An 18,438-nucleotide genomic window follows, 5' to 3' on the forward strand; every position below is an offset into this window, starting at 1 on the left:
TTTCCATTGCATATAGTTTGGCTTGTTGCGCATCCTAATAGAATAAAGAGGAACAGACCGAGGTGTTTGTATGCCGGTTCTTTTATCCGTCGGCACAGCAAGGATGCCGTATACAGCCTCCCAAAACGAGGTGAAGCAGCATGTCGCCAGGCTGTTCGCCGGTCGAATGGCGCGTGCGGAGCGGCTGCTGCAGGCGTTTGACAACAGCGGCATTCATACGCGCACGTTTGTCCAACCGCTTGCCTGGTACAGCGCGCCGCGCGGTTTCGGTGAAAAAAATCGGGTGTACATCGACCGTGCCGTCCGCTACAGCCGAGAGGCGGTCAATGACTGTTTGCGCAAGGCTTCGTCCGGCCCTGTTTTGCATGAGGAGATCGATGCGCTGTTTTACATCTCAACGACAGGGCTGTCGACGCCGAGCATCGAGGCGCGGCTGATGAACGTATTGCCGTTCTCCCCTCATGCCGTAAGAGTGCCGATTTGGGGGCTCGGTTGTGCGGGAGGGGCGGCTGGGCTCGCCCGGGCAGCCGACTATTGCCGGGCGTTTCCGAATGCCAAGGCGCTTGTGATCGCCGTTGAGTTTTGCAGTTTGACGTTTCAACTCAATGATTGGTCCAAAAGCAATGTGATCGGTACGTCGCTTTTTTCCGACGGCGTGGCGTGCTTGCTTGTGGCCGGCGACGGAGCGGTGCCGACAGCTGGCGCGCCGCGTGTCATCGCCGCCCGCTCGGTGCTCATGCCCGGCTCGGAAGACGTGATGGGCTGGGATGTTCGTGACGAAGGTTTGTTTGTCATCTTTTCAAAAGACATTCCGGCGATTGTTCGCTCTTGGCTGCGCCCGCAAGTCGAGTCGTTTTTGCAGGAACATGGGTTAGGACTTGGGGATCTTCATTATTTCATCGCCCACCCGGGCGGGAGGAAAGTCATTGAAGCGTACGAGGAGGCGTTCGGATTCGGTCCGGAACAGACAAAAGCCGCTAGAGACGTGCTCGCCCGCTACGGCAACATGTCGTCGGCCACCGTGTATTTTGTGCTCGAACAGATGATGCGGCAGCCGCTTTCGCCCGGGCACGGCCTGCTTATCGCTCTCGGCCCGGGCTTTAGTGCGGAAATGGTGCTGCTTCAATGGGGGGGATGATCGTGCGGTTTTGGTTCGTGTTTTTGGCGGTTGCCGGCATGCGCGTCATTGAGCTTCGGCTTGCAAAACGGAACGAACAGTATGTGAAAGCGCTCGGGGCGCGGGAGTTCGGCGCTCGCCATTACCCGTTGATCGTATTGATGCATGTCGGTTTCTTTTTGTCGTTGGCTGTTGAGGCGCTTCGAAAAGGCGCGCGCCCGTCGCGCCGCTGGCCGCTTTTGTTTCCGCTTTTTCTTGTCGTGCAAGGGCTGCGCGTATGGACAATTGGGTCGCTCGGCCGTTTTTGGAATACGAAAATTTTGATCGTGCCAAACGGCCAAGTAGTGAAAAAAGGGCCGTACCGATGGCTTCGCCACCCGAACTATGTGGTTGTCGCCTTAGAGATCGCGCTGTTGCCGCTTTTGTTTCAAGCGCCGATCACCGCGCTTGTCTTTTCGCTTTTGAACGCATTTTTGCTGTCGATTCGCATCGCGGTTGAGGAAAGAGCGCTGGCGGCGCTCACCGACTACCGGGAGGCGTTTCGGGAGCGGCCGCGTTTTTTGCCCCGGTTAAGGGGGGAGGTTGCCATCCGCAAGATGCGGCAAGCTGAAAGCAGCGGACAAATGAAAAACAGCCCTTGAGCCGTCTATGATGGCATCTGTTCGCCGTTCGCCTGCGGGCGGCGGCAGGGCGTTGCCTCTTTCTCTATGTCATCCTGTCGGGTTACGGCGGGATTTTTCTTTTTTTTCTATTGGGAAACGGGGCGAAATGCAGTAAAATGAATGTAAATGACATTGACGGAAACAAAGGGGTTTTGGTCATGGGGCATATTGCGATTGAGCGGCCGTCATTGCGGCTGTGGCTTTCGAAAATGATCGACATGCACGATCAGCTTCAGTCCGCGGATGACCAGGAGCATGCGGACAAAGTGAAGCAGCTCATCGAAAAAGCGGCATCCGGTGAGCTCATTGTCGCATTTTGCGGCCATTTTTCCGCCGGCAAATCGAGTTTGATCAACGCGTTGCTCGGCGAGCCGATGCTGCCGTCCAGCCCGATTCCGACGAGCGCCAATCTCGTCAAAGTGAAAGCCGGTCCGGACTATGTGCGCGTCTTTTTCCACCGCGATGAGCCGGTCGAGTATGAACCGCCGTACGACCCGGACTTGATTCGCGCCCAATGCCGGGACGGGGAGACGATCGAATGGATTGAAATCAGCCGAACGACGGACGCCATCCCGCCGGGGGTTGCGATCCTCGATACGCCGGGCATCGATTCGACCGATGACGCCCACCGGCTGGCGACGGAGTCAGCGCTTCATTTGGCGGATGTCGTCTTTTACGTCATGGATTATAACCATGTGCAGGCGGAATTAAACTTCCAATTTACAAAACAATTAACAGATGAAGGAAAGACCGTTTATTTGATCATCAACCAAATCGATAAACATCGCGACGACGAGCTGCCGTTCGCTGAATTTCGCGCCTCGGCCGCCGAGGCGTTCCGGCGTTGGGGGGTTGAGGCGGCCCGTTTGTTTTTCTTGTCGCTGAAAGACCCGTCACATCCGCACAACGAATGGCATGAGCTTGTCGCTTGTTTGCGCCGGTTGTTTGCCGACAAGGAGGAATGGCTCGTCCGCGGCGCCGAGTCGGCGTTAAAACGGATCGCCGACGGCCATCTTGAGCATCTCCGCGCGCGGCACGAGCCGCTTGAGCAAAAGATTGAGGCGCGCCTCGAGGCGCTTGGCGGCGCCGATGACGAGGCGGCTGCCATCGCGGAGCTCGATCGCCTTGAGGCGGAGCTTGCCGATTGGCAAACAGCGCCGTCGCGGGCGGAGGAGGCGTTCCGTTCGGAGCTTGAGCGCGTGCTGCAAAACGCGTACGTGATGCCGTTTGAGACGAGGGAGCGGGCTGAGGCGTACTTGCAGGCGATGCAACCGAATTTCAAAGTGGGCTTGTTGTTCGCGAAGACAAAAACGGAGCAAGAGCGCAAGCGGCGGCTTGAGGCGTTTTATGAAAGCGTCAAAGCGCAAGCGGCGGCGCAAATCGAATGGCACGTCCGCCAGCTCCTTGTTCAGTTTGGGAAAGAATGGCATGCTGATGACGATTGGTTCAGCGAGTGCCAGCAATGGACGGCGGAGTGGGATGAGACGATGCTTGCCGGCCTCGTCAAACAAGGGGCGGAATCAAGCGGCGCCGCGCTATTAAATTATACGGATGAGGTGGCGGCGGCGCTGAAAAAACGCTACCGCGACTCGGCGCTCGCCTTGTTTGCCGAACTGAAGGAACAAATCGCCAAACGGGCGGCCGCCCAAACAGAAACATTGAACGGACAGCTTTCGGCGGCGCGCGAAAAAGTGGAGCTCGCCGCCCGCCTCGCCCGCCTCAGAGCCGAGCGGGACGAGCGCCGGCGTGCGTTCGAGCAGCTGATCGCTGCTCCATGCGAGTCTGCATCGCTTGATGAAAACCGTCTCGCCGCGTTGACGGCGCCGCCGGTCTTCCGGAAAGCGCGTCATGCCGAGGCGGCAAAACCGCAAGCAGCATCCAAGCCAGCGGAAACAAGCCGTCTTTCCGTCAAAGAGCAAGCGCTCGGTCAGGAAGCGGCCGGCCTCGGAGTGAGCGAAAGAGCGGACGAAGCTCGGACGCTTTCAAGCGGCGGAAAACAGCGGAGCGAAGAGGCGGCCGATCGGCTTGAGGAGGCGGCGGCTTGGCTTGAACGGTCCGAAATGCTTGGCCGCTTCGCTGGACCGTTGCGCGACAAGGCGCGTCGGCTTCGCGAGCGATCGTTTACCGTCGCCTTGTTTGGCGCCTTCAGCGCCGGCAAATCGTCGCTGGCGAACGCCTTGCTCGGCGCCCCGCTTCTGCCATCGTCGCCCAACCCGACAACCGCCGCCATCAGCAAAATCGCCCCGCCTGATCACAAGCATCCGCACGGCACGGCGGTGGTCAAGGTGAAAAGCGAACCGAAAATTTGGGCGGATGTGCAATCGTCGCTTCGGCAGTGCGGCCATGAGGCGGATACATGGGATGAAGCGCTCCGCCTTTGCGCCCGCCTGGCCGAATCGGGAGCCGAACATCCGGCGCAAAAGCCGCATGTGGCTTTTTTGGCAGCTGCCGCGGCCGGCTATGAGCGGATGAACGGTCGATTCGGGGAGATCGTCTCCATCGGTTGGGAAGAACTCGAGACGTATGTCGCTGACGAAGCGGTGTCATGTTTCTTAGATGAGGTCGTGTTGTACGCCGACTGTCCGCTCACCCGCCAAGGGGTGACGCTTGTGGATACTCCGGGGGTGGATTCACTTAACGCCCGCCATACGGGAGTGGCGTTTCATTACATGAAGCATGCTGATGCGTTGTTGTTTGTGACGTATTATAACCATGCGTTCTCGAAAGCAGACCGCGAGTTTTTGCTTCAGCTTGGGCGCGTGAAAGACACGTTTGCGCTTGATAAAATGTTTTTCGTCATCAATGCGGCTGATTTGGCCCAGTCGAAAGAGGAGCTTGAGGCCGTCATTTCCTATATGAACGGAGAGCTGGCGCGCTTTGGCATCCGCTTTCCGCGCCTTTATGCGCTCTCAAGCCGCTTGGCGCTGGCGGAAAAAACGGGGGCCGAGCCCGGTCCGCGCGGCGTCTTGGCGGACTCCGGCTTGTCTGCCTTTGAAACCGACTTCTTCCGCTTCTTAACGGAAGAACTGGCGGAAGTTGCCGTCGAGAGCGCATATGCCGAGCTTGAGCGGGCGCGGCGGACGGCAGAGGAATTCGCGCGCGCCGCCGGGCAAAGCGAAGCGGAAAAAGCGGGGAAACGGCAGGCGCTTGAGGCGGTGAAAACGAAGATGCACGCCGTGCTTGCTGGCATTGATGATGCCTACGGCCGGCAGGCGCTTCGCCAAGAAGTCGACGAATTGCTCTATTACGTCAAGCAGCGCGTCTTTTTCCGCCTCAACGATGTGTTTAAGGAGGCGTTCAACCCGGCGGTGCTCCGCGACGACCAAGGCCCGGCGCGTCGGGCGCTTGAGCGTTGCCTCGACGAGTTGCTCGCATCGGTTGGCTTTGATTTGGCCCAAGAGTTGCGGGCGACGAGCTTGCGTGTTGAGTCGTTTTTGCACAAACAGCTGGCCGAGCAGTTCTCGCGCCTATTCCATGAGCTTCGTCGTTTCGATGATGCGCTCGCGCTCACGCCGCCTGAGCCGTTTGCCTTTTCGGCGCCGGAGTTTGCCAACGCCCTTGGGGATGTAGACCGGGTGCGGTTTACCAAGGCGCTTTCGCTGTATAAAAACGCCAAATCATTTTTTGAGCGCGACGAAAAGCGGCGGATGAAAGAGGAAATTGAGGCAGCGCTTGTCGAGCCGATCGACGCCTATTTGGCTGAGCAAAAAGAGCGGCTTGTGGCGACGTACGCAGAACAATACAAGGCTGCCGTCGCCGCACTTTCGGCCGCTCTCGCGGAACAAGTCGACAGCTATATGGAGGGCTTGCTTGCCGTGCTCTCCGCAACGGCGGATCATGAGGCGCTCGCCCGCATCGAAGCGGCGCTTCGCGGCCTTCTTTCGGGCCGCGGCGGGGAGGCGCGTTGATGAACCGGTTTCACGCTTGCGCTACATGCATCCACTACCGTATAGAAAAGCGAGCCGACGGGCTGTACACGTATTGCCGCCGGCTCGGCTATGCGACGAAACCGAACTATCGGTTCAACTGTTGGACGCCGAAACCGAACGTCCGGCGTTTGATGGAAAAAGAAGCAGGAAAGGACGAGGACCATTGAGCGAAGTGCATCACGCGATCACTGCCCATGTGCAAAAACAGCATACCATCTTGAAGCAATTTGCTATGCTCGACGCCGAGCGCGAGCGGCTCATCGACGAAGCGGTCGAGCGGTGCCGCCGCGGCGAGCCGTTTACGGTTGATGGGATCAATGAAGTGACGAAGCGGATGAACGAACTGGCCAAAAGCGGCCTCGTGCCGGCGCGCCGGTGCGTGACGCCGGAGATGGTGCGCGAGTACGTGAGCCGGCTTGAAGGGAAAGAGCGGTCGTGACGATGGCGAGCGCTGGCTGAGCGTGTCGGCGCCGCCGGCGTCCTGTTGATGATTGGCTGCTTTCCGTTCCGATCAAGAAACAACGTTTGGCGTCAGCAAAAACAAAAAGGGGGAGGACATATGGCGTCGCTTGTTTCCCATGAATGGCTCCTTCGCCATTTGCACGACGAAAACACGCGCATTCTTGATTGTCGGTTTTGGCTTGGCGATCCTGCGAAAGGAGCGGCCGTTTACCAGGAAGATCATATTCCCGGTGCCGTGTATATGGACTTGGAACGCGACTTGTCGGGCCCAGTCGGAGAGCACGGCGGCCGCCACCCGCTTCCGTCGGCCGAGCAAGCGGCGGACGTGTTTGGCCGGGTCGGCATCGATGAAACGGTGACCGTTGTCGCTTACGACGACCAAGACGGGGCGATGGCGGCGCGTTGCTGGTGGTTGCTTCGCTATTTCGGCCATGCCCACGCATACGTATTGGACGGCAATTATCGTGAATGGAAGAAGAAAGGGCATCCGGTGACGAACGTCGTCCCTGCTGTGGCGTCCCGCCCGTTTCGGCCGCGTCCGGATCGGTCATGGCTGGCGACGGTTGAGGATGTGCGCGCCGCCGTCCGCGATCGCTCGGCTGTGCTCATTGATTCGCGTGAATGGAAGCGATATGCCGGCCTGGAAGAACCGATCGACCGCCGAGCCGGCCGCATCCCAGGAGCGGTGCACCGGTTTTGGAAAGACGGAATGACGGAAGGCGGCTACTGGAAAAGCGCTGTCGAGCAGGCGGCTCGGTTTGCCGATTTTGACCGTGGGCAGCCGTTGATCGTTTACTGTGGTTCCGGCGTCACCGCCTGCCCGAACGTGTTGGCGCTCCACGAAGCTGGTTATCACAACGTTCGGCTGTACGTCGGCAGTTTCAGCGACTGGATTTCCTATCCGGACAACCCGATTGAAACGGGTGACCCGTCATCCGATGCTTAGTTTTCTCCGATTCGGGCTGAAACATCATTCGACGCCTCAGTGTTGTCGGATGGAACCGTTGTTTCCTTTTCGTTTTCTTTTTTCGGTCCGCATGAGGTCGAAGCGTTGTTGATTTTCAACGATTTTCACCTAGTGTTTGTTTCGCTTTTCTTCCATTGTTTCGGCCGTCGGTTGAAGCCGCTGTATGCATAGTTTTTTGGCCGCCGGCGGATACTATAGGTGAACCGACGGAAGCAGAGGAGGAGACGCATGGGCCGGACAAAGCTTGGCAATGCCAATGCCCAACGAAACAACAACGCCAAAAAGAAAAACGGCTTCAATGAATGGACGAGCGAGTTTGCTTCGTACGCCGAGGTGGAAGCCGAGAAACTGAAAAACGACCATAAAAACATCCGTTAATGACGAGGGCTCGCCCCTCGTTTTTTCGTCCTTAGACGTCAACGTTGGCAAACACAAACGTATGTGCTATAATGATGGGCAGAGCGGCGGAGGGCGCTGGATGGAAGAAAGGGCGCCGGCCGGCAGGGAGGGAAATGCGTGCGGAAATGGTTCGTCGTCCTATTGTTTTTGGCCGTTGCCGGCTATGGTCTTTGGAATGCGATGGCTGCCGGGAACGAACAGGAAACAGACGAAATAGAAAGCGGCCCGGGCATCGGCCAGACGGCCCCTGATTTGACGCTGCCGACGCTTGGCGGCAAAGCCGTCCGGCTGTCTGATTTGCGCGGCAAAGCGGTCGTCCTCAACTTTTGGACGTCGTGGTGCCCGCCGTGCAAAAAGGAAATGCCGGAGCTTGCCAAGTTTTACGAGCGGCATGGCCGCGAAGTCATGTTGCTTGCCGTCCATTTGACGACGCAAGATACGCTCGATAATGCGGAGCGATTTGCGAAAGACAAAAAACTGACGTTGCCCGTCGCCTTGGATGTGCGCGGCGAGGCGCTTCACCGATACCGAATCCAGACGATTCCGACGACGTATATCATCGACCCAAACGGCGTCATCCGGCAAAAAATCATCGGCCCGGTGACCGCCGCGCAACTCGAAAAGAAGACAGCGCTCTTTCGTTGACCGAACAGTTTTGACGGAAGGCGCTTTTTTTCATGGTTCATTATTTTTCGAAAAGTTGTCATAATTTTTATCTTTTTTGGGCATGAATAAGATTACAATAAAAGTGAGGGGAGGTTGAAGCGATGAGACGATCCCGCAAAATGACTCTCCAAGAACTGATCAGCGAGAACAAACGGCAATTGTTGAACGATCGGGAAGCGCTCGAAAAAATCGAGAAAAAGCTGGAAGAGCGGATGCTCAAAAAAGCAGAATGACCCATGCATAGCGGTCCTCCGGGCGGACAGACTAGATGGCGAGGAGGCGAAGACAATGAGCAATCCGAAAGGAAGCCGCAAGCATTTCGTGCCGAACCATATCGGCACACAGCCTCGCGCCGCAGGAGGAAACAAGGGCAAACAAATGCAAGACCAGTCCGGCCAGCACGCCCAAGTCATCCAAACGAAGGGCGAATAGCCGGAAACTCGCGCAAAGGAGGAAGCATTCATGCCGCGTCCGAAACCGGATGACCGCAGCGACAATGTGGAAAAGCTGCAAGAAATGGTGCAAAACACCATTGAGAACATAGAAAAAGCCGAAGAAACGATGCAGTTTGCGTCGCCGGAGGAGCAGGAGAAGATCCGGGCGAAAAACCGCCGCCGCGAAGAAGCGATCGCGGCCATGCGCGCGGAAATTAAAGACGAAGCCGCTGCACGGGAGCACGGCTACCAGTAAACGAAGCAGCCCTCATGCGGGGGGCGGCTTCGTTTTTTTGTCTACCGCTTGAGCGAGCCGACGGGCGAATGGTAACATAGAAGAGGAGGCCCGGTAAAAAATGGAGGGAGAACGAACGTGAAAGTGGCAGAAAAACAAATTGAAGTGCGTTATGCGGAAACAGACCAAATGGGCGTCGTCTACCACGCGAACTATTTAGTTTGGATGGAAGTCGGGCGCACGGAATTGATCAAACAGCTTGGCTTTCATTATGCTGACATGGAGAAAGAAGGCATCATTTCGCCTGTTGTCGATTTGCAAGTGTCGTACAAAAAGCCGCTTCGTTATGGGGAAACCGCGACTGTCCGCACATGGATTGACGCCTATGACGGCATCCGCGTGACATACGGCTACGAGATTCTCGCCCCGGACGGCGAGGTGGCGGTGACCGGAAAGTCGCAGCACGTTTGCGTCAAGCGCGATACGTTTCGGCCGATCGTGATCCGCAAATATTTTCCTGACTGGCATGAAGCATATGAGCGGGCGAAGCGGTAAAGGGGAGCGGTGCGATGGCGTTTGGCATCCGCCGACATGAGCTCGCGGCATGGAAAGAGAAAGTGAAGCGCGGTGAAATCGCCTTTTTGACCCACTATTGGTACGACGAACGGTTTCCGCATTGCACGACAGTGACGAAAGTCGGCTGCGCCGATGTCGAAAAACTCGCCGCTTGGGGGCGGCAGTACGGGCTGAAGGAAGAGTGGATCGACCGGCGCAGTGAGTTTCCGCATTTCGATTTGCTCGGTGAGACGCAAACGCGCATTTTGCAGCAGGAAGGACGGCTGTTTGAACTGGAACGATTCACGAAACGGGGGAAGAAGGAATGATGATCGATTTGGCCGTTGTGAAGGAAATGTCGAAACATACGTTGATCGATACGCTCGGCATCGAAATTGTTGAGATTGGCGAAGGCCGCGTCGTCGCGACGATGCCGGTCGACCATCGCACGCACCAGCCGGCTGGGCTGCTGCATGGCGGCGCCTCAGTCGCCTTAGCGGAGACGGTCGCCAGCATCGGCGCGTACGCGCTTGTGGACCCCAACACGGAAAACGTCGTTGGATTGGAAATCAACGCCAATCACGTCCGCGCCGTTCGCCGCGGGACGGTGACGGCGACAGGGACGGTGTTGCACCGCGGCCGGACGACGATGGTGTGGGATGTGCGCATTACGGACGAACAAGGGGAGCTCGTCTGCATCTCCCGCTGCACGATCGCCATTATTCGAAAAAGCTAGCGTCACGGCTAGCTTTTTTCGCTGGTTAATGGAGCAAAAACACCGGTTCGCCGCTTTTTTCGTCCAAATCAACCGTCAAATCGCGGCCGTCAAAATACCATTGGTCGCTGTCTTCGACAAAAAACGTCACGCCGTCAACCGTCGTCTGCGCCGCCGGCTTGTCGACCAGTTCGTCTTTGGCCATGCCAAGCGAAAACCCTTTTTGCACGGTGCTGCACCCGCCGTAGCGGGCAAAAAAGCGGATCGCATCGCCCGGCTTCAGCCCGAGCTCCCGCTTGTACCAATCAAACGCTTTTTTTGTAATCATGATGTTCATGGCTTCCCCTCCTCACTTGTTTATTATAAGTGAATGGACGGCGCCGGTAAAACGATTGTGTGAACATTAGCTGACAATTTTAGGATAAAACGCTTTCCATAAAGTGGCGGTGTCCTTGTTTTCATCGGTTGGAGTAAAACGCTGGCTGGCGGCAAACAGTAAAAGCGAAGGGGGTGAGGGCGGTGGGCAAAAAGCGGACGTTTCCGCTCAGCTACGAATCCGACGGACTGATGGGGAAAAGCAATGAAAAGCATCCGCGCCGCTCGGACAGCCGGCAAACGGGCAAACAAGCGCCTGATTTTTTCAACACGACGCCATCGAGCGAATAAAAAAGCCGAATCGAACGGGCGATGGTTGAACATCGCGCTGTTTTGTGAATAAAGTAGCCAGTAGGCTGCTTTTTTTTATGGCACCTACTATACAAACGGGCCGGTCCGCGCTATCATTACTTGAGGGATATCTTTTTCGAAAGGAGTGGCGTTTTCGTATATGAGTAGTTCAAGCCCGAACGAACCGGAACCGGAATATAGCGGGGAACGCGGCCTGTTCCTTTTCTTGCCGGCTGCTCATCATACGAAAACGGGCTCCGGACGGAAAGGAAGAGGCGCCGCCTTCCTCGCGTGAAAAGGAGGAAGGATGCCAGATGATGAAAATGTATTTGTCCGATGCCAGCGGCAAAATGCGCGAAATCGATCATATTGAAAATGGCTGCTGGATCAATCTCGTTGCCCCGACGGAAGACGAAATTCGCTACATCGCCCACCATTTGGACATTCCGATCGATTCGATCAAAGACGCGTTGGATGACGAGGAGCGGTCGCGCGTCGAAAAGGAAGACAACCATGTGCTCATTATCGTCGACATTCCGATTGTCGCCCATGATGAAGTGGACGGCCCGATTTACGAGACGATTCCGATCGGCATGATCATTACGAACACGTGTTTTATTACGGTTTGCTTGCAGGAGAATCCGATTTTCGAAGAATTCTCCAAAAACAAAATCAAAAACTTTTACACGTTTATGAAGACGCGGTTTGCGTTGCAAATGCTGTACATGATTTCAACGTATTATTTGCGCTACTTGAAGCAAATCAATCGGCGGACGAGCGAAATCGAAAAAGAATTGCACCAATCGATGAAAAACAAGGAGCTGTTTTCGCTTCTCAGCATGGAAAAAAGCTTAGTGTATTTCATGACGTCGCTGAAGGCGAACAACATCGTCATGGAGCGGCTCATGCGCCTCAATTATTTGCGCATGTACGAAGATGACCAGGATTTGCTGCAGGACGTCATTATTGAAAACAAGCAGGCGATTGAAATGGCCGAAGTATACAGCAGCATTTTAAGCGGCATGATGGACGCGTTCGCTTCGGTCATCTCAAACAACTTAAACATTGTGATGAAGTTTTTGACGGCTATTACGATCGTCATTTCGCTGCCGACGATGGTGGCGAGTTTCTACGGCATGAACGTACCGATTCCGTACCAACACTCTCCGTACGCCTTTTTGATCGCGATGGCGCTCGCCGGTTCACTGTCAGCGGTGACGGCGTACATCTTTTGGAAAAAGCGATACTTTTGACGGCCACGCGCGTTTTGGATGGCCATGCGAACGGCTGCCCTGTCATTGGGGCAGCCGCTTTTGCTTTCGGACGGCCACACCGCCGGAGAGGATGAATTTCATCGCCTCTTCCGGCGAGATGTCGACGACTTCCACTTGCTCTTTCGGGACGAGCAGGGTGAACCCGGCGACTTGAAACGCCTGCGGGATATAGACGGCGACGTAGTCGGCGAGAGGATCGTGCCAAGCGCCGACATCTTCCATCGACATGAAGCCGAGGCATTTCCAGCCGCTTTCTGGCATTGTAACGAGCACAACTTGCGAAAACGATCGTTTTTCCCCGACGAAGGAAGCGATTGTATCTTTGGTGACGGAATAAACCGTTTTCATCAAGGGAATGCTTTCAAGCAACCGGTCGATCAGTCGAATGAGGCGGCCGCTTACGTATTGCGTCGACAGCCAACCGCAGACGGTAATCAGCGCGACAGTCGCCAATAGGCCTAGGCCGGGAATGTAGCGGCCATCCAAATACGGACGGACGTATTGGCCAAGCAGCCCATCCAAAACGGTGAACACTTTGTAGCACACATAGACGGCGAGTAAAATTGGCACGATCGTCAGCATGCCGTTTAGAAAATGTTTCACGAAAAAACGCATCCCTTTCCCTCCCCGCTATTCATTCTCTACCACCATACCAATTTTTTTGGCTTTATACAACTCTCTATTATATCGAACGTTTTTCGTTATATTCGGCAAGAAAGTTCGTGTTTTTCTTGACGAACTGCCAAATGTTCCGTATACTTTCGAATGGAACATGGGAAATGGGGGATGGATCATGAACAATCATTACGATGTGATCGTGGTCGGCGCCGGGCCGGCCGGCATTTTCACTTGCTACGAACTGACGCTCAAACTCCCTGGAGCGAACGTGCTCTTAATCGATAAAGGGCACGATATCTATAAACGCAATTGTCCGATTTTGCAAAAAAAAATTGAAAAGTGTCCGCCGCCGGCCGGCAAAAAAGACTATGCCGGCTGCGTGCCGGCCTGTTCGATCACGAATGGATTCGGCGGAGCGGGGGCGTATTCGGACGGCAAATTCAATATCACGAGCGAATTCGGCGGCTGGATGACCGACTATTTGCCGGCTTCGACCGTACTTGAGCTCATCCGCTATGTCGATGAGATCAACTTGAAGCACGGAGCGACGACATCGATCACCGACCCGATGACGGATAAAGTGAAAGAGATCGAGCGGCGCGCCTATGCGGCCGGGCTGAAGCTATTGCGCGCGTACGTCCGCCATTTGGGTACAGAGCAAAATTTGGAAATTTTGAAAAGCATTTTTGAATATTTGCGCGAGCGGATTGCGATGCGCTTTACAACGGAAGTGGATGATATCGTGACCGAGCGGACGGAGAGCGGCCATCGAGTGAAAGGCGTTGTGCTGAAAAACGGCGAAACGTTGACAGCGGAAAAAGTCGTCATCGCTCCGGGGCGCGATGGCTCGGTTTGGCTGAGCAAAATCTTGCGCAAGCGCCGTTTGCGGATGATCAACAATCAGGTTGACATCGGAGTGCGCGTGGAAACATCGAACATCGTCATGCAAGAAATTAACGAACATCTGTATGAAGGGAAATTCATTTTCAACACGTCGGTTGGGACGCAAGTGCGCACGTTTTGCAGCAACCCGTCCGGACATGTCGTCGTCGAAAACCATTCCGGCATCATGCTCGCCAACGGCCATGCGTACAAAGATCCAAAGCTCGGCAGCAACAACACGAACTTTGCCCTTCTTGTTTCACATAAGTTTTCCGATCCGTTTGACAAGCCGAACGAATACGCCCATGAAATTTCCCGGCTGGCGAACGCCTTGTCGAACGGCGGCATCATCGTGCAAAAATACGGCGACATTTTAAAAGGACGGCGATCGACGGAAAAGCGAATCAAAGAAGGGTTCATCGAACCGACGCTAAAAGAAGCGGTGCCGGGCGATTTAGGCCTCGTTTTGCCGTACAACACGATGAAAAGCTTGATCGAAATGACGGAAGCGCTCAACCATGTTACTCCGGGGCTTGCCTCTGAGCATACGCTCTTTTATGGGGTGGAAGCGAAGTTTTATTCGGCGCGTCCGAAACTGAACGACCGCTTTGAAACCGAAATCGCCGGGCTGTATGTCGGCGGCGACGGCGCCGGCATTACGCGCGGCCTTGCGCAGGCGAGCGCCTGCGGCGTCTGGATCGCCCGCGACATCGTCGAGAAATTGACGCATTAGGTGAGGAACCGAGGGCAGGCCCCTTCAAACGGGGGCCTGTTTTTTTGCTGTCTGCCTAGGGACGGATTAAAAAGTAAACTGAAATGAAAATATAGTTGACAAATATGCGGCTGGTCCGTTACGATAAATGTAATGATATGGAAAGGGGAGAGGAGAGATGGCAAACTGGCTGGTGTTGGCCGAGCAAGTGTTGGGAGGCCACGAGCTGACCGATGAGGAAGCATTGGCGATATTGGATTGTCCGGATGAGGAGTTGCTCCTTTTGCTGCAAGGGGCGTACCGGATTCGCTCCGCCTATTATGGAAACAAAGTGAAGCTGAACATGATCATCAACGCCAAATCCGGCCTCTGTCCGGAAAACTGCGGCTACTGTTCGCAGTCCGCCGTATCGACGGCGCCGGTGAAAACGTATAAAATGGTCGACAAAGAGACGTTGTTGCGCGGCGCGGAAGAAGCACACCGTTTGCGCATTGGGACGTACTGCATCGTCGCCAGCGGCCGGGGGCCGAGCGATAAAGAGATCGACACCGTTGTGTCCGCGGTCAAGGAAATTAAAGAGCGGTTCGGGCTGAAAGTGTGCGCCTGCCTTGGGATCTTAAAGCCGGAGCAGGCGGCGCGGCTGAAAGAGGCGGGGGTGGATCGCTACAATCATAACATCAACACATCGAAGCAGCACCATCCGAACATTACGACGTCCCATACATACGACGATCGGGTGCGGACGGTGGAAACGGTGAAAGAAGCTGGTCTTTCGCCTTGTTCCGGCGTCATCATCGGCATGAAAGAAACGAAGCGGGATGTCGTCGATATGGCGCGCAGTTTGCGGGCGCTTGACGCCGATTCCATTCCAGTCAACTTTTTGCATGCGATCGACGGCACGCCGCTGGCTGGCACGAACGAATTAAACCCGCGTTACTGTTTGAAGGTGCTGGCCCTTTTTCGCTATATGAATCCAACCAAAGAAATCCGCATCGCCGGCGGGCGAGAAGTGAATTTGCGCTCACTTCAGCCGCTTGGCCTGTATGCCGCCAACTCGATTTTTGTCGGCGACTATTTGACGACCGCCGGGCAAGAAAAGTCAGCCGATTATCAAATGCTTGAGGATCTTGGGTTTGAAATCGAATTTGCCCCGGCTCCGCAAGCCGGAGTCGTATCATGAACGATGCCGCCGGAAGATGGCGGCTTTTTGTATGTGCGCTCACCGAGGACAAGACCTAGCGAAGCGGGAGGCATGGGAGGCGCCATGCGGTTTCAGATGGGACGCCACGATGGCGCATCGCAAGCCTTGGCGAGAAGCGGAGCGCATGATAAGACGGTGGACTTGGCCTGCCTATGCTCTGACGTGAAAAGCGGATTGAACCCCTATTGCGCCGTTTGACGCGCTTTTTTGGCATGAAAAGCCAACCCGACGCGTACGATGGGAATACAAGCGGCGAAAAAAGGCTTCACAAACAGCCAAAAGCTCATTATAATAGCAACAAAAGGAAAGGAAGAGGATGGGGGACATGGCAAAGTCATTCTACCGTTACTTGCTGCGCTTCCGCCATGGACACCAGGAAGATCCGGTCGTCCGGTTTGCGAACGGAGCGTATGAAGACCACAGCTTTCCAAAAGGGTCGACGGACTACGAAGAACTGAGCGGCTATTTGGAGCTTAACGGTGACTATTTGGAAAGTATGGTTGTGTTTGATGAGCTATGGGAGCAATTTTTGCATGAAGCATAACTAAGGGAGCGTTCCCATTTCATAAATTGGGAGCGCTTTCAAATAGCTTTTTTCCGCGCGGTTGCAGGTGTCCACCCTTCTTGGCATGCATATACTATACTAACCATTTGTTCCAAAAGGGGGGAGAGGCCAATGAGCGCGCCGAAACGCCCGAAATTTTCCGTCGGCGACATCGTCGTCAATACATTGTACGGAACGGTCGGAACGATCACCGATATTCAGCAGATTGACGGTGTGTTTTTATACGAAATCAACCATGGCCATAGCTTGTTTGCCGAGCAAGCGCTCATTTTATTGTCTGAGTTTGCGGGTGATTTATGGATCGCGGAAGAGATTGAAATTGAGTTGCCGTTTTTTCTTGGCGAAATTGTCCGCGTCCGCGATTATGGCGGCCATTTGTTCAAAATTGTTGGGGTGCGGACAGAAATTTACCGCTACTACGGGGAAGGATGGGAAGAGACGATTTACGAATTGAAACGGCTGATGGATGGTTGGGAGATTGAAGTCCATCTGGAAGACATCATTCCGCTTGCCGACGGAGAGGAGACGTCTATTACGCTCGTGCAAGATATTGTCATCGCCGCGCCGGTGAAAGCGTCGCTTCTATTGCCGCCGGCCGACAACGGAGAGAAAGGGCCGTCGGTCGACGAGCTCCTTGACATGTACAACGATTATAAAGCGTTATATGAATGGTTCGGCGATGAACAGTACCAACGGATGATGGAAACAGTTGTAAAACGTTTGCGGACAATCGCCGATCACCAGGATAGAAATTGATAAAGAATAAAAAGAAAATAAGGAATGCCGGCGAAAATGACGATCGCGCCCAATCCATTGACAACTGTTTCCATCATTTTATCGATCGCAGTGAATTTGTCCATTTTGTCCGCCTCCGTGTTTTTTGTTTTGTTGGTACATATGTATGGGGGAGACTGAAAAAATAGTACAACATGATTTTTGACATAAAACGGAAGGCGGCGACATACAACATTACAAAGGGGGCGAGATGCGGTGAAGGAAATTGAAGTGATTATCGATACGGAAGAAATCGCTGAGTTTTTTTACCAAGAACTCATCCGCCGCGGCTTTGTGCCAACGCAAGAGGAGCTTGAGGAGCTCGCGGATATTACGTTTGACTATTTGCTTGAAAAATGCATCATCGATGAAGAGATTGACATCGATGGGGAGTAGTCCTCGTCGTTTTATGATGAAGTTGATTTGGCCGCCGCGATGGCGGCTGTTTTCATCATGGCCAAATGCCGCTCGTAGCGGCTGGTCATGTCGCCCGAGGCCGGAAGCGGGAGCGTTTCAAGCGTCTGCATGATCGCCTCATCGGTGAACCAATCGCGATGATCGTGGAACGGGTGCGCAAGATCCGGCCAAGCTTCCTCAAGGCGGGGGCTGTAAAAGCGGCGCCCATCAGGCGTTTCAGCGAACGATTGCGGCCAGAAGTCGGCGCGTGAGCCGCTGTGGGGGACGCAGCGGGCAAAGCGGCAGGCGCCGCGAAACAGCCGGGCGTCAAACAGCAGCAGACTGTACAGCGTTTTGCCTATATGGATGCGGTGGTGGACGTCGGCGAAATCGCGCACGGTCGTTCCGGCAAGCGCTACGCGGCGGCCTTTGGCATATGGGATGAGCACATCGTTGAACCCGAGCCATTGCTCGACAATAAACGGCCAGCTTGACAGCACGCGGGTGCGGAAAAACGGATGTTCGATGACGCGAAGCTGGATGTACTGCTGCTCGTTGATGATCAGAGCAACCGTAAGAAGCGCGGCATTCCCCGTTTCCCAAAAATGTTCCCACATCGGCTTCATAAACGAAGACACCGCTAGCGCCGGCAACAAATGAAACAGCGGCGTCTCCCTCCGTTTGCTTTCTTCGTACAGCAGAAGCTGCGGATAGGCATCATGAAAAATGAGGGCATTGGCGCGCTCCAAAAACAAAAAAAGGGGTGCAATGATTTGTTCCGGCAGCAAAAACGGAAGAAGGCCGCCGCGCAAATCAGTCATGTTCCAACCGCCGTTGCGCGAGACGAGATGGGCTAAAAACGCCCAATGAATTTCCCGATGGCGCTCAAAAAACGCTAAGTAGGCGGCGGTGCGCGTCACATTGTTGCGGTTATGTTCCGCCGTTTTCCGACGAATGGCGGCAACAATGCTCTTTTCTTCCGCGCTGAGCGGTCCGTCAGTCGGGACAGTTGTGCGGGCGGCCATCCGGCGAAGCAGGCCGTCATCGGCGATGCGGACCGGATGGCGGTACAAAAAGGAGCGGTAGGCATACTGAAGCGGATGGCGCAGCCAAGCGAACGGGCGAGTCGGCATCAGGCTGTCTCTCCTTTGCATCATTTGTGGACTTTTGCCAGAAGACCGCGATCGTTTCGACAAAAGGAGTGCTCGT

The 18,438-nt window shown here is 55.0% G+C and carries 25 protein-coding genes; 21 read left to right on the forward strand and 4 right to left on the reverse strand.

What is annotated here, in order from left to right; translation table 11 throughout:
* The first annotated feature begins 70 nt into the window (after positions 1-70).
* The 14 genes from QWV57_RS07710 (at position 71) to QWV57_RS07775 (ending at position 10,162) form a co-directional block, all read left to right on the forward strand.
* Positions 71-1,138: a type III polyketide synthase gene (locus tag QWV57_RS07710; RefSeq protein ID WP_060787812.1), complete on the forward strand. Its 1,068-nt coding sequence runs from the start codon at positions 71-73 to the stop codon at positions 1,136-1,138.
* Positions 1,135-1,758, forward strand: a complete 624-nt coding sequence (locus QWV57_RS07715) for an isoprenylcysteine carboxyl methyltransferase family protein (protein ID WP_015374727.1) — start codon at positions 1,135-1,137, stop codon at positions 1,756-1,758. Before QWV57_RS07710 ends, QWV57_RS07715 begins: the two co-directional genes overlap by 4 nt.
* Positions 1,759-1,937: 179 nt before the next feature.
* The gene (locus QWV57_RS07720) at positions 1,938-5,687 is read left to right on the forward strand and encodes a dynamin family protein (RefSeq protein WP_060787811.1); all 3,750 of its coding nucleotides are present in this window, start codon (positions 1,938-1,940) and stop codon (positions 5,685-5,687) included.
* On the forward strand, positions 5,687-5,875 hold the full coding sequence (locus QWV57_RS07725; protein ID WP_013145453.1) for a hypothetical protein: 189 nt from the start codon (positions 5,687-5,689) through the stop codon (positions 5,873-5,875). Before QWV57_RS07720 ends, QWV57_RS07725 begins: the two co-directional genes overlap by 1 nt.
* Positions 5,872-6,147 carry a YpbS family protein gene (locus QWV57_RS07730; RefSeq protein WP_015374729.1) on the forward strand — a complete coding sequence of 92 codons (276 nt, stop codon included), beginning with the start codon at positions 5,872-5,874 and terminating at the stop codon, positions 6,145-6,147. Before QWV57_RS07725 ends, QWV57_RS07730 begins: the two co-directional genes overlap by 4 nt.
* 120 nt (positions 6,148-6,267) lie before the next feature.
* Positions 6,268-7,116: a sulfurtransferase gene (locus QWV57_RS07735; protein WP_015374730.1), complete on the forward strand. Its 849-nt coding sequence runs from the start codon at positions 6,268-6,270 to the stop codon at positions 7,114-7,116.
* A 249-nt stretch (positions 7,117-7,365) separates the two neighbouring features.
* On the forward strand, positions 7,366-7,515 hold the full coding sequence (locus tag QWV57_RS07740; RefSeq protein WP_015374731.1) for a hypothetical protein: 150 nt from the start codon (positions 7,366-7,368) through the stop codon (positions 7,513-7,515).
* A 138-nt stretch (positions 7,516-7,653) separates the two neighbouring features.
* Positions 7,654-8,181 carry a TlpA family protein disulfide reductase gene (locus QWV57_RS07745; protein WP_301101701.1) on the forward strand — a complete coding sequence of 176 codons (528 nt, stop codon included), beginning with the start codon at positions 7,654-7,656 and terminating at the stop codon, positions 8,179-8,181.
* A gap of 122 nt (positions 8,182-8,303) precedes the next feature.
* Positions 8,304-8,435, forward strand: coding sequence for an FbpB family small basic protein (locus tag QWV57_RS07750; RefSeq protein ID WP_011231055.1), 132 nt, complete (start codon positions 8,304-8,306; stop codon positions 8,433-8,435).
* Between the two features lie 55 nt (positions 8,436-8,490).
* Positions 8,491-8,634, forward strand: coding sequence for an acid-soluble spore protein N (locus tag QWV57_RS07755; protein ID WP_011231056.1), 144 nt, complete (start codon positions 8,491-8,493; stop codon positions 8,632-8,634).
* A gap of 30 nt (positions 8,635-8,664) precedes the next feature.
* Positions 8,665-8,892 (forward strand): small acid-soluble spore protein Tlp, encoded by a 228-nt coding sequence (gene tlp / locus QWV57_RS07760; RefSeq protein ID WP_013145449.1) that lies wholly within the window; start codon positions 8,665-8,667, stop codon positions 8,890-8,892.
* Positions 8,893-9,009: 117 nt separating this feature from the next.
* Complete coding sequence (locus QWV57_RS07765; RefSeq protein WP_013145448.1) at positions 9,010-9,426, forward strand: acyl-CoA thioesterase; 417 nt, start codon at positions 9,010-9,012, stop codon at positions 9,424-9,426.
* Between the two features lie 14 nt (positions 9,427-9,440).
* Positions 9,441-9,755 carry a hypothetical protein gene (locus QWV57_RS07770; RefSeq protein ID WP_060787808.1) on the forward strand — a complete coding sequence of 105 codons (315 nt, stop codon included), beginning with the start codon at positions 9,441-9,443 and terminating at the stop codon, positions 9,753-9,755.
* Positions 9,755-10,162, forward strand: coding sequence for a hotdog fold thioesterase (locus tag QWV57_RS07775; protein WP_301102040.1), 408 nt, complete (start codon positions 9,755-9,757; stop codon positions 10,160-10,162). Before QWV57_RS07770 ends, QWV57_RS07775 begins: the two co-directional genes overlap by 1 nt.
* A gap of 25 nt (positions 10,163-10,187) precedes the next feature.
* Here QWV57_RS07775 and QWV57_RS07780 read toward each other — a convergent pair whose 3' ends face one another.
* Positions 10,188-10,478, reverse strand: coding sequence for a HesB/YadR/YfhF family protein (locus QWV57_RS07780; protein ID WP_015374734.1), 291 nt, complete (start codon positions 10,476-10,478; stop codon positions 10,188-10,190).
* 182 nt (positions 10,479-10,660) lie between these two features.
* Here QWV57_RS07780 and QWV57_RS07785 point away from each other — a divergent pair, with 182 nt between their 5' ends.
* A complete protein-coding gene (locus QWV57_RS07785) occupies positions 10,661-10,807 on the forward strand; it encodes a hypothetical protein (protein WP_013145445.1) in 147 nt (48 codons plus the stop codon).
* 314 nt (positions 10,808-11,121) lie between these two features.
* Entirely contained in the window at positions 11,122-12,060 is a 939-nt protein-coding gene (locus tag QWV57_RS07790) for a magnesium transporter CorA family protein (RefSeq protein WP_060787807.1), read from the forward strand.
* 42 nt (positions 12,061-12,102) lie between these two features.
* Here QWV57_RS07790 and QWV57_RS07795 read toward each other — a convergent pair whose 3' ends face one another.
* Positions 12,103-12,696 (reverse strand): DUF502 domain-containing protein, encoded by a 594-nt coding sequence (locus QWV57_RS07795; RefSeq protein ID WP_060787806.1) that lies wholly within the window; start codon positions 12,694-12,696, stop codon positions 12,103-12,105.
* Positions 12,697-12,874: 178 nt separating this feature from the next.
* On the opposite strand from QWV57_RS07795, the gene QWV57_RS07800 reads away from it, so the two are divergent.
* From QWV57_RS07800 to yodN, 4 genes are all read left to right on the forward strand, one after another.
* Positions 12,875-14,314 carry an NAD(P)/FAD-dependent oxidoreductase gene (locus QWV57_RS07800; protein WP_013523669.1) on the forward strand — a complete coding sequence of 480 codons (1,440 nt, stop codon included), beginning with the start codon at positions 12,875-12,877 and terminating at the stop codon, positions 14,312-14,314.
* A 157-nt stretch (positions 14,315-14,471) separates the two neighbouring features.
* On the forward strand, positions 14,472-15,473 hold the full coding sequence (bioB, locus tag QWV57_RS07805) for a biotin synthase BioB (RefSeq protein ID WP_011231066.1): 1,002 nt from the start codon (positions 14,472-14,474) through the stop codon (positions 15,471-15,473).
* A gap of 346 nt (positions 15,474-15,819) precedes the next feature.
* A complete protein-coding gene (locus tag QWV57_RS07810; protein ID WP_011231067.1) occupies positions 15,820-16,038 on the forward strand; it encodes a YozE family protein in 219 nt (72 codons plus the stop codon).
* A 132-nt stretch (positions 16,039-16,170) separates the two neighbouring features.
* Positions 16,171-16,815, forward strand: a complete 645-nt coding sequence (gene yodN, locus QWV57_RS07815) for a germination protein YodN (protein WP_020756799.1) — start codon at positions 16,171-16,173, stop codon at positions 16,813-16,815.
* Here the strand turns inward: yodN and QWV57_RS07820 are convergent.
* The gene (locus QWV57_RS07820) at positions 16,797-16,919 is read right to left on the reverse strand and encodes a hypothetical protein (RefSeq protein WP_013145441.1); all 123 of its coding nucleotides are present in this window, start codon (positions 16,917-16,919) and stop codon (positions 16,797-16,799) included. The genes yodN and QWV57_RS07820 overlap by 19 nt on opposite strands.
* 130 nt (positions 16,920-17,049) lie before the next feature.
* Between QWV57_RS07820 and QWV57_RS07825 the strand changes: the two genes are divergently transcribed.
* Positions 17,050-17,229, forward strand: a complete 180-nt coding sequence (locus QWV57_RS07825) for a YozD family protein (protein WP_011231069.1) — start codon at positions 17,050-17,052, stop codon at positions 17,227-17,229.
* A gap of 11 nt (positions 17,230-17,240) precedes the next feature.
* On the opposite strand, the gene QWV57_RS07830 is transcribed toward QWV57_RS07825, so the two are convergent.
* Complete coding sequence (locus QWV57_RS07830; protein ID WP_081133103.1) at positions 17,241-18,362, reverse strand: DUF2515 domain-containing protein; 1,122 nt, start codon at positions 18,360-18,362, stop codon at positions 17,241-17,243.
* Between the last annotated feature and the right edge of the window lie 76 nt (positions 18,363-18,438).

Origin of the sequence: Geobacillus zalihae (genome assembly GCF_030414215.1) — a bacterium.
GTDB classification, from domain to species: domain Bacteria; phylum Bacillota; class Bacilli; order Bacillales; family Anoxybacillaceae; genus Geobacillus; species Geobacillus zalihae.